Below are 16,230 nucleotides of genomic sequence, written 5' to 3'. Positions count from 1 at the left end.
ACAGCCAAGGCACAAGCGTGCCGCATGAGGGCAAACGGATGAGCCAGGCACAGTCCGACGTGCTGATGTTCCTCCAGACCGTTCATCCCTATGACAGTCTGCCGAGAGACGAGATCGAGCGGCTTTCTGCTCGGTTCGAGCAGGTTTCCTTCTCAACAGGTTCTGAAATCTACCACCGCGGCAATGTCCTGCCGGGCATCTATCTCATCATGGAGGGTGCCGTCGAAATCCTGGATGCCGCCAACACGGTGGTCTCCGAGCTTGCGCCCCGCAATTCCTTTGGCGAGCGCGGTCTTTTGTCCGATGGACTGGCCGCAACCACCGCCATTGCCCGCTCCGACAGTGTCCTGCTCATCCTGCCGAAAGGCGAGTTTCAGCGGTTGATGCAAGAGCAGCCGGTCTTTTCCCGCTTCTTCACGCGCGGACGCTTTGCCGATACGCGGCGTAGCGACATGGCGATCCAGAAGGTCAGCGAACTCATGTCGCGGCCACCGATCGTCTGCGCACCTTCCGACACCGTGCGTTCAGCGGCCACCCTGATGCGTGAACGGCATGTTTCCAGCCTTGGTGTCGTCGACGATGGCCGGTTCCTCGGCATCCTCACGGCGCGTGACCTGACCGGTCGTGTGCTGGCCGAGGGGCTCAATCCGGACACGACGCCTGTCTCCCAGGTGATGACACCCGATCCGGCCGGCCTGCCAGGTGAGGCGCTCGGTTCCGATATCCTGCATCTGATGCTGGAGCGTCGCGTCGGGCACTTGCCCGTCGTTGAGGGCGACCGTCTGGTGGGCATGATCACCCAGACGGATCTCATCCGCTTCCACGCCATCAGCTCGGCCCAGTTGATCCGCGACATCGCGTCGGCCGAGCGGGCGGAAGACATGCACGCGATCACGGCGCGGATCCCACAGCTGCTCGTGCAGCTCGTCGGCAGCAACAATGCGCATGAGGTCGTCACGCGCCTGATCACCGACATCGCCGACAGCGTCACCCGGCGGCTGATCATGCTTGCCGAGCGGGAGCTCGGGCCGCCCCCGGTGCCCTATGTCTGGCTTGCCTGCGGCAGCCAGGGACGGCAGGAACAGACCGGCGTCAGCGATCAGGACAATTGCATCTTCATCGAAGACAGCGTCGAGCCCGAAGAGATGCCCTGGTTCCAGCAGCTCGCGGCGAAGGTCAGCCGCGGGCTCGACATCTGCGGTTACTTCTACTGCCCCGGCGACATGATGGCGACCAATCCACGCTGGTGTCAGCCGGTCTCCGTCTGGCGCAGCTATTTCCGGGACTGGATCTACAAGCCGGACCCGACGGCACAGATGCTGGCGAGCGTGATGTTCGACCTGAGGCCGATCTGCGGCGCGTCCTCGCTGTTTCGCGATCTCCAGGCGGAAACGCTCGAGGACGCGAGCCGAAACTCGATCTTCACCGCGCATATGATCAGCAATTCGCTGAAACATGCGCCGCCGCTTGGTCTGCTTCGCGGCTTTGCCACGATCCGCAGCGGCGAACACCGCAACCAAATCGACATGAAGCACAATGGCGTCGTTCCAGTGGTCGATCTCGGCCGGGTCTATGCTCTGATGGGGCGTCTGGCGCCAGTCAATACGCGCGCCCGGCTTCTCGCGGCTGAGGAAAGCGGGATCATCTCCGGAGCCGGTGCGCGGGACCTGCTCGCCGCTTACGATCTCATTGCCGACATGCGTCTGCGAAACCAGGTACGGCAGGTGCGGGACGGGCGAAAGCCGGATAACTTCCTCGCACCCTATGACTTCGGAGACTTCGAACGGTCGCATCTGCGCGACGCGTTCGTGGTCGTCCGCACCATGCAATCGGCGCTCGCCAATGGCGGTCGGGCGCCCGTCTAAAGGAATGAAGAATGCTGTTTGAGTTGATCGCTGCAGTCGTTGCCGGTGTTGCTCTCGCCGGTATTGCGATGCTGCTGCGCTGGTTGAGCCGCGGCTTGCTGCCGAAGTGGATCGTGCCTGTCACGGCGGGCCTCGGCATGCTGGGCTATTCGGTCTGGAGCGAGTACAGCTGGTTCGACCGGATGAATGTTGCCCTGCCGGGCACCGAGGTCTCCTGGAAAAACGAGCAGACGGCTTTCTGGCGTCCGTGGTCCTATGTCGAACCGGTCACGACCCGCTTCACCGCCGTCGATCTGAAAACCGCCAAACGCCATCCCAACCAGGCAGGATTGGTGATGGTCGATGTGCTCCTGGTCGGGCGCTGGCAGCCGATCACGCGGGTCAAGGTGGTCTATGATTGCCCCAATACGCAGCGGGCGGATCTGGTCGATGGTTCTGTCAGCATAGCCGAGGATGGCAGTCTTGTCGGCGCTGACTGGGTCAAGGTCGATGGGTCAGATCCCGCCTTGAAGATTGCCTGTACGACGGGATGAGGAGGACATGCTGATCAAGATCGGGCTGCGCGGCCGCATACTTCTGTTCTTCGTGGCGTTGGCTGCGGGCGCGGTCGCGGCGCTGGCGGTCGGCTTGTGGTTCGGTTACCACCGTGAAGGCAGCCCCGACATGTTGAACGCTTTCGTTCAAGGGGCGGTCGCCGCAGGTTTTCTGATCCTGGCGCTGGTGAGCTGGATCTGGTTTCTGTTCGACACCCATGTGGCGCGGCCCATCGACAAGGTGGCTTCCGCAATGCGCGCTCGGGCTCACGCCGATGTCGAGCAGGACTTTGCGACCGAGGAAGCGCGTTATCTCGGAGATCTTGCGGCAGCCGCCTCGGCGACGGCCGCCACGCTTGCCCAGACGCGCGGGGCGCTGGCGGAATCCGTTCAGCGCGAAACGGCACGGCTTTCTTCCGACAAGAACAAGCTCGAGCAATTGCTGGCCGATGTCCCGCCTGCCGTCTTGCTCTGCACCGGGCGGCATCATCTTGTCTTCTACAACGGCGTGGCGAAACAGTTCCTCGCGGGTTCGCAGCGCCCTGTCTGCCTGGACCGAAACATATTCGACTATCTGAGCGAAGGCCCGATCCGCGACGCGCATCATAGGCTTCTTGAGAGTGCAGACCGCGACGCCGTGGTGGAGTTCATCTGTCTCAGCCCCTGCGGGCGACGCCGGCTGGCCGGCCGCATGCGACTTGCGGGTGACAATGGTGGCGATGGTGGCGCCTATGTGATGACGCTTCGCGACGTGACGACCGAAGTGGCGGCCTATGGACGGCGCGATGTGCTGCTGGGGGACGTCTTCCTGCAGGTCCGGCCGGCTGTTTCGCAGCTGCGACAGTTGATGGTCGGGAATGGGGCGCGGCAAAGCGAGGGGGATGCCATTCGGCGGCAGATCGAAACGCTTGACGCGACGCTCGATGCCCTGGAAGACCGGTTCGAACACTGTCGGTCCGACGGTTGGCCCATGGCGCCAACGGATGCGCGGGAGCTTGGAAGCCAGCTACGCCGGGAACTGCAGGGATCGGGGTTGTCGCTGGAGATCGAGGCGGCGGAGGTTGCCGTTCGCTGCAATGCGTTCGACATCGTCAGCCTGCTGGCGCATGTCGTGTCCCGCGTGAATGGCGCAACATCCGCTACGGCTTTTCAACTCGCGATCTCGGAGGCAGGGGATGCCGCCGAAGTCTCTCTTTCATGGTCGGGAGGCTCGATCCCACAGGAAGAGCTGCAGGCCTGGCTCGGTGACCCCGTTTATGAGGGCGGGGTGACCTGCGAGACCATCCTGAAAGCCCATGGCAATTCGCTCTCCGTCGGTGTCTTGGGCGATCGCCCCTGCGTCAAGACGCGGCTGCGGCCGATCGAGCGACTGCGCCCCGTCGGCACCGACTTGTCGCGCCATGTCGTCTACGACTTCGATCTCCTGTCGCGCATGCATTACGAGAAACTCTCCGATGCAAAGCTCGATGCGCTGACCTTCGTCGTGTTCGACACGGAGACTACCGGGCTTTTGCCCGAGCAGGGCGACGAGATCGTGCAGATCGCTGCCGTTCGCATCGTCAATGGCAAGCGGGTCAAGAGCGAAGTCTTCAACCTGCTCGTCAATCCCGACCGTCCGATTCCGGCCTCAGCCACGGCGATCCATGGTGTCAGTGATGCGATGGTTGCAGATGCGGTGAGTGTCCAGGAGGCTGTACGGCAATTTCATCGCTTCGCCGAAGGAGCGGTTCTGGTGGCGCATAATGCGCCCTTCGACATGGAATTTCTCTATCGGCGGGAGAAAGAGGTTGGGCTGCGATTCCTGCATCCCATCCTCGATACCGTGCTCGTCTCGGCGACGGCCTTTGGTCGCGCCGAGACCCATACGCTCGATGCTCTTGCAAGCCGGCTCGGCGTTCACATCGAAGAAGACGATCGCCACACCGCCCTGGGTGATGCCATCGCCACGGCGGATGTCTTCATCAAGCTCAAGGACATGCTTGCCGGGCAGGGGCTCGTCAAGTTCGGCGATGTGCTTGCCAGTGTGCGCAGCCACCAGCGGCTGGTCCGTGACCTGAACGATCCCCAGGCGCATGCGTCCTGATCCGGTCTCGCAGGGCTGGTGCCTGCTTCACATCTCGCAAATGAGTCTGTGTTGCCGGTGACAGGTGGGTGACAGGTTCAGCTGATAAGGCGTATGCTCACATCGTCCCGTGGAGGCGGGATTGATGGGACATGGGAGGAGCAGGCCTTGGCCTGATGCGGTTCGAGCTGCAAGACGTGAGTCCTGTCTTCTCCCCACAGATAAGTTGAAAGCGGCAAGAGCCGCATAGATGGTGGAGGACTATCTTGAAACACTTTTTCCTGGCTTCTTTTCTCGCAGGCGCTCTGGCTCTTCCGGCCGTGGCTGCAGACTACACGATCATGGCTCCCGCAGCGCCCGGCGGCGGCTGGGACCAGACCGCCCGTTCGCTGCAGCAGGTGATGCAGTCTGAAGGCATTTCCGGCAATGTTCAGGTCGTGAACGTTCCCGGCGCTGGCGGCACGATCGGTCTCGCCCAGTTTGCCAGCCAGCAGAAGGGCAATCCGAATGCTCTGATCGTCGGTGGCTACGTCATGGTCGGCGCCATCCTGACCAACCAGTCGCCCGTGACGCTTGCCGATGTCACGCCGATCGCGCGCCTCACCGGCGAATACGAGGCTGTCGTCGTTCCGGCCAATTCCGATATCCAGAATATCGGTCAGCTCGTCGAGAAGCTGAAGGCCGATCCGGGTTCGGTTTCCTGGGCCGGCGGCTCGGCCGGCGGTGTCGACCATATCGGTGCCGGCCTGATTGCCAAGGCTGCTGGTGTCGACCCGACCAAGATCAACTACATCGCTTATTCCGGTGGTGGCGAAGCACTGGCTGCCATCCTTGGCGGTCAGGTCACCGTCGGTATTTCGAGCTATGGCGAATTCCAGGCCCAGGTTGCCGCCGGCACCCTGCGTCTGCTTGCCGTCTCGAGCGCTGAACGCATCGAAGGTGCCGATGCACCGACGCTGAAGGAAAGCGGCCTCGACGTGGTGCTTCAGAACTGGCGCATGGTTGCTGCAGCACCCGGCCTGACCGACGAGCAGAAGGCCGCTGTTGCGGCAGATGTCGAAAAGCTGGCGAAGTCTGCCGCCTGGCAGGAAACGCTGAAGACGAAGAACTGGCAGGATACCTATCTCGCCGGTGCTGCGTTTGACGAGCAGCTCGCCAAGGATCAAGCTGCGACCGAGGCGATCCTGAAAGACATCGGGCTGGTAAAATGAGCTCGGAAGACCGTGCTTCCATGCATGGCAGGCGCCGCCCGGATTGGGCGGCGCTGGCCATCGCCATTGTGCTGTTCGCGATCGCAGCTCTGATCTTCTACGATGTTGCGCGCCTTCAGGGCGGCAATGTCTATTCCGGGCTCGGACCCGCAACCGTACCAAAGGGCATTGCCATCGGTCTGCTCGTGCTGGGCGTCTGGACCGTGTTCGCCGCCATGCGGCGCGATTTCCCTGAGCGGGAATATCAGGAACTTCCGCCGGTTCTGTTCATCGTTGGAGGATTGGCGGCGCAGATGCTGCTTCTGAAGACGGCGGGCTTTTCATTGGCGACTGGCGTCCTGTTCGCCCTGACCGCAGCCGGCTTCGGAAAGAAGAAGTTCTGGATCTCGTTGCCTGCCGGTATCGCACTCTCTTTCGTCGTGTGGATCATCTTCGCGCGCTTCCTGCAATTGTCCTTGCCGGCGGGTCCACTCGAACGGCTGTTCTTCTGAGGGGAACCCCGTGAATACGTTTGATTTCCTTCTCCAGGGGCTGGCGATCGCCGCTCAGCCGATCAACCTTTTCTATGCCCTGATCGGCGTCACGCTCGGAACGCTCGTTGGCGTTCTGCCTGGCATCGGCCCGGCGCTGACGGTCGCGCTGCTGCTGCCCGTCACCTATCAACTCGATCCGGCGGGGTCGCTGATCATGTTCGCCGGCATCTATTATGGCGGCATGTATGGTGGCTCGACCACGTCGATCCTGTTGAACACGCCGGGCGAAAGCGCGTCGATCGTTACGGCGCTGGAGGGCAACAAGATGGCCCGGGCAGGGCGCGGCGGTCCGGCTCTGGCGACGGCCGCGATCGGCTCCTTCGTTGCCGGACTTCTGGCCACGATCTCGCTCGCCTTCATCGCTCCTTACGTCGTCCAGTTCGCGCTGTCATTCGGGCCGCGCGAATATTTCGCACTGATGGTGCTTGCCTTCGTGACGGTCTCGGCCGCTTTTGGCGATTCCACGCTTCGCGGCCTCACCGCCCTCTTTATCGGGCTTGCCTTCTCGATTGTCGGCATCGATCAGTTGACCGGCCAGACGCGCCTCAGCTTCGGCGTTCCGGATCTTCTGGATGGACTGGAAGTCACCACACTCGCGGTCGCCATGTTCGCCATCGGTGAAACGCTTTATGTCGCCGCTCAAGGGGCGAGGGCGCCTGAGAAGGTCGAGGCCGTGAAGGGCTCGCTCTGGATGAACAAGACCGATTGGAAGCGCTCCTGGAAGCCTTGGCTGCGGGGTACTGCAATCGGCTTTCCGATCGGTGCGATGCCTGCCGGTGGTGCCGATGTCTCGAGCTTCCTTTCCTATTCGGCGGAAAAGCATTTCACCAAGCATCCGGAGGAGTTCGGCAAGGGCGCCATCGAAGGGGTCGCGGGACCGGAAGCCGCAAACAATGCGTCCGCGGCGGGCACTCTCGTTCCGCTTCTAACTCTCGGCCTGCCGACGACGGCGACGGCGGCGATCATGCTGGCGGGCTTCCAGCAGTTCGGCTTGCAGCCGGGACCGTTGCTGTTCGCAACCAACCCCCAGCTTGTCTGGGGTCTGATCGCATCGCTGTTGATTGCCAACTTCATGCTGCTGGTGCTCAACCTGCCGCTCATTGGGCTCTGGGTGCGCCTGCTGACGATCCCGAAGCCCTGGCTCTACGCCGGTATTCTGGTCTTCGCGACGCTCGGGACGATCGGGGCTAACCCGTCCGTCTTCGAACTGGGTCTGCTCCTGACCTTCGGCGTGCTGGGTTACGTCATGCGCGTCTTCGGCTACCCGATCGCACCCGTTATCGTCGGTCTGATCCTCGGCCCCATGGCGGAGCAACAGCTGCGGCGTGCGCTTTCGATCAGCCAGGGCGATGCCACGGTGCTCTTCACCTCGCCGATTGCCGCCGTCCTGCTGGCGCTCGCGGCTATTGCGCTCTTCGTTCCGATGTTTCTTCGGGCGCGGGGCAGAGGTCAGGTTCTGGCTCAAGTTGCCGGCAGCGAGGACTGATGCTTCGAAACACGTGCAACGACGCAGGGTCTGGTTAACCGGGCTTGCGTCGTCTGCATGGCTGGCGTGACTTTGCAACTATTGTAATTTAGCGGTAACGGGACCACTTTCTGCTTGCAAACAAAGAAAGCGAGCAAAGAAATGTCTAGCCTCCGCAAGTCCATCCAGCAGGGTTTCCTCGGTCGCGCCTTCGCCGTTCTCGGCGCAGCAAGCTCCGCAGCGGCCGCTGTCGAAGGACATCGTCGTCCGAAGGATCACCACCTGAAGACGCTCGGGATCAACCCGGCCGATTTCCCGCGCTACTGATCGCCGAAGGCGTGGCGACCCATGTCGTCGCTTGTCTGATCAACGGATTGATACCCGATCACACCGATACCACGAGCGCTCTCTTTGGGCGCTCTTTCTGTTTCTGCATCAGAGGTGCGAACGAGCGCAGTGAGCGGCTCACTTGCTCAGGCGATCCGTTGCCGCCTTGAGAGCGATGTTGACGCCACCCGGCTGCCACTCGAAATCGATGTTGCCGCCGAGCTGATGGGTGGCACTGGTGCGGGCGAGCTTGCTTCCGAAGCCTTCCTGCTTCGGCGCCGTGATCTGGGAATGAGGGACCTTTTCACGCCATTCGAGATTCAGCGACCCGCCATCCATCTGCCAGCTCACGTCGAGGCGACCGTCCGCATCGCGGAACGGGCCGTATTTTGCAGCATTGGTGGCCAGCTCGTGAAAGATCAGGGCAAAACTCGTCGACGCATTCGGGCCGAGCTGAAGCTCTGGGCCTGCCAGCGAAACCTGCCGCTGCCGATCGGCAAGATGGGGTGACAGGATTTCCTCCAGCAGGGCGTGAAAGCCGACATACTCCGTACCAGGCATTCCTGCCGATATCGCCGGCTGGATAAGATGGTGGGCTTTCGCCAGCGCCTGCAGTCGCCCATGGAGAGAGTGCGCCATGGCGCCGACCGTTTCGGACGAACGCGCCGTCATGTTGATCATGCCGGCCGTGATGGCGAAGAGGTTCTTGACGCGGTGATTGAGCTCGCGGAGCAGGAGCTGGCGCGTTTCTTCCGCCACCTTGAGGTCGTGGATGTCGGTGCAGGTGCCGTACCAGCGAATGATCTCGCCATTGTCGTCGCGCACGCACTGGGCGCGCCCAATCACCCAGCGATAGGTGCCGGACCGGTGGCGTAGCCGATATTCGACATGATACGGCTTTCCGGTCGCCAGGCTCTCCTGCCAGCGCGCCCAGGCTTCGGCGCGGTCCTCGGGATGGAATACCGTCTCCCAGTCCGCGCCATCCGTTTCGCCTTCAGGCACGCCGGTGTATTCGTACCAACGCTGATTGAAGTAGTCGTGGTAGCCGTCAGGCCGCGTCGACCAGATCATCTGGTCGATGGAGTTCACGATTGCTTCGAACCGCTGCTCGCTCTCGCGCAGCGCAGCCATGGCGGTCGCGGCTTCGGTCACGTCTGAAGCCTGGATGAAGATGCCGGCACTCTGCCCCGCCTTGTCGGTGATCGGCTGGAAGACAAAGTCCACATGGCGCAACTGGCGCTCGCCATCGGGCAGAACGAATTCCACCGGCACCGCCGTACCCTTGTAGGGTTCGTTGGTCCCATAGACACTGTCCAGGAGGCTGATGAAGCCCTGATCTACCACCTCGGGAAGAGCCTCTGCCACGGGCTTGCCGAGGGAGCCCGTGCGCCGCACCAGCGCTTCGTAGGCTGGATTCACCAGCTTGAAGACATGCGAGGGGCCTTCCGTGATGGCGATCGCCGCGGGGGCCTCGGCAAACAGCCGGCCCAGCCGGTCGATCTCTTCCTGTGTCTGTCGGCGCGCCAGCACGGCAGCTGTCGTTTCGTTGCCCTGATTGAAGACACCGCAGATGTTGCCGAATTCGTCTCGGATGCTCGACAGGCTGTAGTTCCAGTAGCCTTCGGTCGGAACGCCATTTCGATCCATGACCAGCAACTGGTCGTAAGTGGTTACACCTTCGCCGGTCTCCATCACTTGCCGGAATTGCGGCCCGACGACATCCCAGATATCCGACCAGACTTCCGCCGCGGGTCTGCCCAATGCCCAGGGATGGCGTTCGCCCGGAATGGGGGACCAGGTGTCATTGTAGAGCAGCCGCAGTTCCGGGCCCCAGTAGATGGCGGTCGGGAAGCTGGAGTTAAGGCAGATCGAGAGAGCCGAGCGAAGTGCCGCCGGCCACGTGTCAATGGGGCCGAGGCCATCCGACCAGTCTCGGTCGAGGATGAGGTCGGCCATGAAGCCGCCATTCCTGAGGAAGCCGGGTCTGGCGTTCTGGTGCTCGTCGGTTGACATCAATCCTGCTGCCCTGAACTGCGCGATTTCGGCATGTTATGTCAGATAGGCTAAACAGGTGCCCCTGTCTATTGTTCTAGTCATCCCTTATATGGGGAGGAGGTTCAGAGGGCCGAATTCATCGCATCCGAAAAAAACTGCGAAGAGCCGGAACTTTTCTCAAGGTCGGTCATTCACTTCAGCAGCCTGCTCCAGGACAGTGGTGTGAATGTCAGATCAAAACTCTTCGCGGCGTGACGCTCAAGACGCCGGCGACCGCCTCCTCGCCTCCCATCCATCGGAAGATCCGTTTGCCGCGGCCTTCAAGGCGACGCGCATGCCGATGCTGATCACCGATCCGCAGCAGCCAGACAACCCGATCATCTTCTGCAACGAGGCGTTTGCCAAGCTCACCGGATATAGCCGGGACGAGCTGATCGGGCGCAACTGCCGCCTTCTGCAGGGCCCGGAGACGGACCGGAATGCCGTCGCTCAATTGCGGGAAGCGATTGCCGACGAGCGGGATATTTCCATCGATATCCTGAACTATCGCAAGGATGGAAGCTCGTTCTGGAATGCGCTCTTTGTGAGCCCGGTGCGCGACGCGAACGGCGATGTCATCTATTTCTTTGCATCCCAGCTCGATTTCACCACGATCAAGAGCAAGGAGAAGGACCTCGCCGAGGCACGCAATTCCGCTGAACGGGAAGTTGCCAGACGGACCCATGACCTGTCGGAGGCCCTGAAGGCAAAGACGTTGCTAGTGCATGAGGTGGACCATCGGGTCAAAAACAATCTCCTGACCATCGCGTCCATCGTGAAGCTGCAGGCCCGGATGTCCGAGACGGATCTCGTCAAGCGGACACTCTTTTCCGTTCTGAACCGCGTCGAGGCGCTCAGCACCGTCCAGCGAAAGCTCTTTACCAGCGCTGATCTTGGGCGTTTCGATGTATCGGATTTTGCCAAGGACCTTATCGAGGATCTCGTAGGCGCTCTGAAACGGGACGATATCCGGGTCGTCATCGATCTCTCGCCGGTGCTCGTTCCAGCCGTCAAGGCATCGCCACTCGCGCTGATCATCAACGAACTCGTCCTCGATGCCGTGCGTCGAGGGCTGAGTGATGGCGGAGGCGATATTCACCTGCAGGTTAGGCGGACAAACGGGCACTTCCTGATCCGGGTGACAGACACAACCACTCCGGTCTCCGTCAACCCGGAAGAAGAGGCTTTCGGCAAGCTGATGCTCGAGACTTGTGCCAAGCAGCTCGGCGCGAAGATCGTACGGGAAGTGGAGGGCCACCGGACCGATGTGCTGGTGACGATGCTGGTCGAAGAAATGAAGGAAGCAGACGCTTGAAGATCATGATTGTCGAGGACGAGGCGCTGCTTGCCCTCGAACTGGAACTCGAAGTCGAGGCGGCCGGCCACGAGGTCGTGGGAATTGCCGCTTCGCGCAAGGCGGCTTTCGATATTATTGATGAAGGCGACCCAGATTTTGCGTTTGTGGACGTGCATTTGAGCGACGGGCCGACCGGCATCGACATCGGTCGCCGACTGGCGGACAAGGATGTCCCCTTTGTCTTTGTCACCGGCAATATCAAGCGGATCCCGGAGGATTTTGTCGGGGCGATTGGGGCGATCGAGAAGCCCTATACGATGAATGGCCTGCAGAATGCGCTGAGCTATATTGCCGAGGCAGTCGCCGGCGGGGACAGTGTCACTCCGCCGCCGGGTCTCATTCTCTCCAACTCGTAATCGCCTTACATCAGAACGATGCAAGTTCGCACTGCCGGCGCGGGCCGCCGCCATATGGCTGGTACGTGTTGTCAGATGGGCGGTACGAGCGGTAGCGCTGCATGCAGCTCGCGACGTGATCACCCTGCACGGCATAGGCATTGGACGATGCCGGTTCATTGCTGACGGTCAGCAATTCTGCCTCACCTTCATCGATGCCTACCGTGACGCCCGTCTGGTAGGGTGACGTGCAATCGCGAATTTCGCCGCTGTAGCTGTGATAGGTGTTGTCGGTCGGATCATAGGAGCGATAGCGGGCCGAGCACCAGGCGACATGCTGCTGCGGCAGGACATTGGCCATGTCCGAGCCTGCATCATCCAGCGCACTCGTCGAGATGAGATCGATTTCGGCCACCCTAGACGAGAGATCCGCCAGATCCTGATCTGTGTCTCCCGCAGCGGAGGCCGTTTCGACGACCGGCTCCGTCGGCTCGCTCATGACCACATGGCTGGCGTAACGGGGCGGGAGGCGCTCCAGGTTCTGTGCGTTCCTGTCGATCCGGACGGGTTTCGTCGTCCAAAGGCCGTCGACATACATGCCTGCAAACTGACGGGGCTTTTCCTCCGGGGCAAGTGCCGCGGATGCGAGAACCACGCCACCGATCACCATGCCGGCCGAAAGGGCTGAAGCTGCGAGCAGTTGTAGAACGGGTTTCATCGGGATCTCCCTCGTCGTCTGGTGACAGGAGAATGTAATTGTCCGGAGACGGTTCCCGATGAGATGGATTTTAACCCTGATTTTGCACAGGTTTTCCGACGCACGCTTGACGGCGTGCGCCGGAATATCAGTGGTTGTGCCGCGGCGGCGTCTTCGAAATCTGACGGAATTCGTCCGCGTCCCTGATGGTCGCGCCGTCGGCGAGCTGGGTCACCGTCTGGCGATAAAGCCGCTGCCAGGGCGTTGCATCCTTCGGAACGGGCGGTATGCCTTCCGCCTGCCTTCTGGCGATCTCGGTGTCCTCCACCAGCATGTCGCAGCGTCCCTGGTTGAGGTCGATCCGGATAATGTCTCCGGTTCGCACCCAGGCCAGACCACCTCCAGCCGCGCTTTCCGGGGAGGCGTTGAGGATCGAGGGGCTGTCGGCGGTGCCGGACTGGCGCCCGTCGCCGATGGTCGGCAGGCTTAGAATGCCGCGCTTGATGAGGTGGTCCGGCGGCTGCATGTTGACCACTTCGGCCGAGCCGGGCCAGCCGAGAGGACCGGCACCTCGGATGACGAGGATGCAGTCTTCGTCGATCTCGAGCGCCGGGTCGTTGATCCGGTGATGATAATCTTCCGAACCGTCGAAGACGATCGCGCGGCCCTCGAAGATCCCCTCGCGACCCTTTTCCTGAAGATATCGCTGACGGAAGCCTTCGGAGATGACGCTGGTCTTCATGATTGCGAAGTCGAAGAGATTGCCCTTGAGCACCACGAAACCAGCGCGTTCACGCATCGGCTCGTTGTAGGGCTTGATCACCTCGCGGTCCGTTGCCTCCCGACCCTCCAGGTTTTCGGCCATGGTCCGGCCGCTCACCGTGCGACAGGTCGCATCGATCTTGCCGGCCTGCATCAGCTCCCACATGATGGCCGGTACGCCACCGGCGCGATGGAAGCGCTCCCCGAGATAGGCGCCTGCGGGTTGCACATTCGCCAGCAGCGGGATGTCGTATCCGTGAACCTGCCAGTCCTCCGGCAGGAGTTCGACGCCGGCATGCTTGGCCATGGCCATCAGATGGGGCTGGGCATTGGTCGAGCCGCCGATTGCCGAGTTGACGCGGATGGCGTTCAGGAAGGCTTCGCGCGTCAGAATGTCGGAGGGGCGAATGTCCTCGAGGACAAGTTCGACGGCGCGCTTGCCGGTGCGATAGGCCATCTGTCCGCGCTCGCGATAGGCTGCCGGAATGGCCGCGCAGCCGGTGAGCGACATGCCGAGGGCCTCGGCCATCGCGTTCATGGTCGACGCGGTGCCCATGGTGTTGCAATGGCCGGGGGAGGGAGCTGAATCGAGGGCGCGTTCGAGGAACTCCTCGCGGCTGATTTCGCCGGCCGCGTATTTGCGACGCGATCTCCAGATGACCGTGCCAGAGCCAACGAGTTCGCCATCGTGCCATCCATCGAGCATGGGGCCGCCCGACAGGACAATGGCCGGTATATCCACAGTGGAAGCGGCCATCAGCGCCGATGGCGTGGTCTTGTCGCATCCTGTCGTCAGCACGACACCGTCAAAGGGGTAGCCATAAAGCAGTTCCACAAGCCCGAGATAGGCGAGGTTGCGGTCAAGCGCGGCCGTCGGCCGCTTGCAGTTCTCGAAAAGCGGGTGCGAGGGGAATTCGATGGGGATGCCGCCTGCATCGCGAATGCCGTCACGGACACGCTTTGCCAGCTCCAGATGATGCCGGTTGCAGGGGTTGATGTCGGATCCCGATTGGGCAATGCCGATGATCGGCTTGCCCGAGCGCAGCTCTTCCGGCGTCGTGCCATAGTTCATGAAGCGCTCGAGATAGAGCGCGGTCATGTCGAGATGGTCGGGATTGTCGAACCAGTCCTGGGAGCGAAGGCGGCGTTTCGGCTTTTCAGTCTCAGTCATCTCAGGCACCTTTGCGGTGGTTGATCTTTTCGAGGTGGAGCAGTAGCGCGCTGTGATCGAGTTCGCCATTGCCCGCCTGCACGAAGGCGTCGAAGGCGGCTCGAACGTCCGCAGTCAACGGAAGCTCCAGATCATAGGTCTCGGCCATCGCCGCTACGGCGTTCAGGTCCTTCAGCTGCAGGCGCGAGGGGCCGCCCGGTTCGAAGCGGCGCTCGACCATGCGCTGACCGTGCAGTTCCAGGATCCGGCTTTCGGCAAAACCGCCGCGGATCGCCTCGCGAAACTTCTCGCGCGATGCACCGCCGGCTTCCACCAGCATCATGGCTTCCGCGACGGCGCCGATCGTGATGGCGACGATCTGCTGGTTGGCGAGCTTGCAGATCTGGCCTGCGCCGGAGGGGCCGACATGTGTGACGCGGCCGAGCGGCGCGAAGACGTCGGCGAGGCCTTCGATCACGGCGGCATCACCGCCCGCCATGATGGCAAGCGAACCCGCCTCTGCACCGACGACGCCACCCGAGACGGGCGCGTCAACATGGGCAATGCCGAGGTCGGCAAGCCGTTTCGCATGATCCTTTGCCACAGGGGGCGCAATCGACGAGGTGTCGATGACCGTCGCCCCTTGAGAGATCGCCTCGGCAGCACCTTTGGCGAAGAGAACGTCTTCGACCGCCGAGCCATCCGACAACATGGTGAAGACCACGTCCGCGCCATCGACGGCCTCGGCGGGGTCCCTCGCCAGTCGTGCGCCGGCGGCGGCCAAGGGCTCGGCCTTCACTATGTCGCGGTTCCAGACCGTGACGGGGAATCCTGCGCCGAGCAGGCGGCGCACCATCGGCGCGCCCATGAGCCCCGTACCGAGGAAGGCGATATTCTTCTTGCCAGCTGCGTTCAAAGCTTGCCTCCCAGCTCGTCTTCGATGTGAACCTTGATGATCTCATCAAAGGAGCTTTCGGCGGTGAAGCCAAGCGCCCGGGCGCGCGTCGCTTCGAAGCCCGGAGCCCAACCAGCGCAGATGCGCATGATCATCTCATCGGGTTCATGGCGGATCAGCTTGACGGCTTTTTCGCCGGCAACACGGCGCAGCGCTTCAATCTGTTCGCCGACCGTTGCGCTGAGGCCCGGCATCGACAGATTGCGGCGCGGGCCAACCTGTTCCAGATCCATATTGGCACCGTGAATAAGGAAGCCGACAGCAGAGCGCGGGGAGGCGTGCCAGTGGCGGACATCCTCTGTTACGGGCAGAATGGCTTCCTGACCGACCAGCGGTTCGCGCAGGATGTTGGAGAAGAAGCCCGAGGCGGCCTTGTTCGGCTTGCCAGGACGAATGCAGATGGTCGGTAGCCGGATGCCGATCCCGTCAAAGAAGCCCTTGCGGGAATAGTCGGAAAGCAGCAGCTCGCAGATCGCCTTCTGGGTGCCATAGCTGGTAAGCGGCGTCGTGTGGAACTCGTCCGGAATCGGGTAGGGGAGTGGCGCGCCTACGACGGCAATCGAGGATGTGAAGACCACGCGCGGCCGGTATCCATCGGCCATATGTGCATGGCGGATCGCCTCGAAGAGATAACGCGTGCCATCCAGATTGATCTGGTAGCCCTTTTCAAAATCGAGTTCCGCCTCGCCGGAGACGATCGCCGCGAGGTGGAAAATGACGTCCGGGCGGCCCGCGATCAGCTTCTTCGAAGCCGCTGGCTCGGACAGGTCGACGGTTTCGATCGCCACCTTGCCAGTGAAGCCGACCGGAGGCTCGGCAGCAACGACATCCGCCAGCGTCATGGCGGTGATCTGCTGCCCCTGCAGTTCTCCGTCGCGTGTCAGCCGTTGTGCGAGCTTGCGCCCGACCATGCCGGCCGCTCCAATCACCAGAATATGCATAAA

At 62.1% G+C, this 16,230-nt stretch carries 14 protein-coding genes; 9 read left to right on the top strand and 5 right to left on the bottom strand.

The annotated features are described in order from the left end of the window. The first annotated feature begins 38 nt into the window (after positions 1–38). The 7 genes from M1E12_RS16655 (at position 39) to M1E12_RS16625 (ending at position 7,996) form a co-directional block, all read left to right on the top strand. Positions 39–1,865, top strand: a complete 1,827-nt coding sequence (locus tag M1E12_RS16655) for a DUF294 nucleotidyltransferase-like domain-containing protein (RefSeq protein WP_479562618.1) — start codon at positions 39–41, stop codon at positions 1,863–1,865. 11 nt (positions 1,866–1,876) lie between these two features. Further along, the gene (locus M1E12_RS16650; protein WP_136541991.1) at positions 1,877–2,398 is read left to right on the top strand and encodes a hypothetical protein; all 522 of its coding nucleotides are present in this window, start codon (positions 1,877–1,879) and stop codon (positions 2,396–2,398) included. A gap of 7 nt (positions 2,399–2,405) precedes the next feature. Next, on the top strand, positions 2,406–4,481 hold the full coding sequence (locus tag M1E12_RS16645) for a 3'-5' exonuclease (RefSeq protein ID WP_479562617.1): 2,076 nt from the start codon (positions 2,406–2,408) through the stop codon (positions 4,479–4,481). 245 nt (positions 4,482–4,726) lie between these two features. After that, complete coding sequence (locus M1E12_RS16640) at positions 4,727–5,671, top strand: Bug family tripartite tricarboxylate transporter substrate binding protein (RefSeq protein ID WP_479562616.1); 945 nt, start codon at positions 4,727–4,729, stop codon at positions 5,669–5,671. After that, on the top strand, positions 5,668–6,162 hold the full coding sequence (locus M1E12_RS16635; RefSeq protein WP_479562615.1) for a tripartite tricarboxylate transporter TctB family protein: 495 nt from the start codon (positions 5,668–5,670) through the stop codon (positions 6,160–6,162). The genes M1E12_RS16640 and M1E12_RS16635 overlap by 4 nt, the downstream gene beginning before the upstream one ends. Positions 6,163–6,172: 10 nt before the next feature. After that, a complete protein-coding gene (locus M1E12_RS16630) occupies positions 6,173–7,690 on the top strand; it encodes a tripartite tricarboxylate transporter permease (RefSeq protein WP_136541983.1) in 1,518 nt (505 codons plus the stop codon). Positions 7,691–7,831: 141 nt separating this feature from the next. Continuing rightward, complete coding sequence (locus tag M1E12_RS16625) at positions 7,832–7,996, top strand: hypothetical protein (RefSeq protein WP_113460508.1); 165 nt, start codon at positions 7,832–7,834, stop codon at positions 7,994–7,996. 138 nt (positions 7,997–8,134) lie between these two features. On the opposite strand, the gene M1E12_RS16620 is transcribed toward M1E12_RS16625, so the two are convergent. Then, positions 8,135–10,009 carry a sensor histidine kinase gene (locus M1E12_RS16620; RefSeq protein WP_479562614.1) on the bottom strand — a complete coding sequence of 625 codons (1,875 nt, stop codon included), beginning with the start codon at positions 10,007–10,009 and terminating at the stop codon, positions 8,135–8,137. A gap of 208 nt (positions 10,010–10,217) precedes the next feature. Between M1E12_RS16620 and M1E12_RS16615 the strand changes: the two genes are divergently transcribed. Next, positions 10,218–11,345, top strand: a complete 1,128-nt coding sequence (locus M1E12_RS16615) for a PAS domain-containing protein (RefSeq protein ID WP_479562613.1) — start codon at positions 10,218–10,220, stop codon at positions 11,343–11,345. Continuing rightward, positions 11,342–11,743 carry a response regulator gene (locus tag M1E12_RS16610; RefSeq protein ID WP_479562612.1) on the top strand — a complete coding sequence of 134 codons (402 nt, stop codon included), beginning with the start codon at positions 11,342–11,344 and terminating at the stop codon, positions 11,741–11,743. The genes M1E12_RS16615 and M1E12_RS16610 overlap by 4 nt, the downstream gene beginning before the upstream one ends. 10 nt (positions 11,744–11,753) lie before the next feature. On the opposite strand, the gene M1E12_RS16605 is transcribed toward M1E12_RS16610, so the two are convergent. From M1E12_RS16605 to denD, 4 genes are all read right to left on the bottom strand, one after another. After that, the gene (locus M1E12_RS16605; protein ID WP_479562611.1) at positions 11,754–12,440 is read right to left on the bottom strand and encodes a BA14K family protein; all 687 of its coding nucleotides are present in this window, start codon (positions 12,438–12,440) and stop codon (positions 11,754–11,756) included. 127 nt (positions 12,441–12,567) lie between these two features. Then, a complete protein-coding gene (locus M1E12_RS16600; RefSeq protein WP_479562610.1) occupies positions 12,568–14,352 on the bottom strand; it encodes an IlvD/Edd family dehydratase in 1,785 nt (594 codons plus the stop codon). Between the two features lies 1 nt (position 14,353). After that, the gene (locus M1E12_RS16595) at positions 14,354–15,247 is read right to left on the bottom strand and encodes an NAD(P)-dependent oxidoreductase (RefSeq protein ID WP_479562609.1); all 894 of its coding nucleotides are present in this window, start codon (positions 15,245–15,247) and stop codon (positions 14,354–14,356) included. Beyond that, entirely contained in the window at positions 15,244–16,227 is a 984-nt protein-coding gene (denD, locus tag M1E12_RS16590; protein WP_479562608.1) for a D-erythronate dehydrogenase, read from the bottom strand. The genes M1E12_RS16595 and denD overlap by 4 nt, the downstream gene beginning before the upstream one ends. Positions 16,228–16,230 lie beyond the last annotated feature (3 nt).

It is taken from the genome of Rhizobium sp. K33, assembly GCF_056501445.1.
Note: the sequence above shows the minus strand (reverse complement) of the source record. Positions and strands in the feature narration are given on the sequence as shown.